Source organism: Vibrio sp. 10N.222.49.C9 (assembly GCF_041474985.1).
Classification (GTDB): Bacteria; Pseudomonadota; Gammaproteobacteria; order Enterobacterales; family Vibrionaceae; genus Vibrio; species Vibrio crassostreae_C.
The window spans coordinates 1-265 of sequence record NZ_JBFRVD010001268.1 but is presented as its reverse complement, the minus strand read 5'-3'; the positions used below and the strand labels follow the sequence as shown (position 1 = coordinate 265).

Here is a 265-nt window from a genome sequence, read left to right as displayed (position 1 = left end):
ATATAATTCCGAGCAAATCAGCAATCATGCCTCTGAGCTTTTTCAGCGCCCCGATGGCGTTCAATTTAAGCAATGCCGAGATGGCTTTGTAAGCTCACAAGGCAAGCTAGGCAAGGTCGAGCAAGGGATAGTGACCAAAACGGCATTAGATCGTAAAACAGGTGGCGTTAAGGATGGTTCACTGTTCAGTTATGCCTATATTGAAGAAAATCAGAGTTTTGCTGGCTGGATAGAATGTCAGTCGCAGTCGCAAGTGGATCTTATT

Annotated in this window: 1 protein-coding gene; it reads left to right on the top strand. The window is 44.9% G+C overall.

The genetic code is table 11. The features are described from left to right. The coding region (locus AB4585_RS27855) for a hypothetical protein (RefSeq protein WP_372171995.1) at positions 1-265 on the top strand (265 nt) is incomplete at both ends.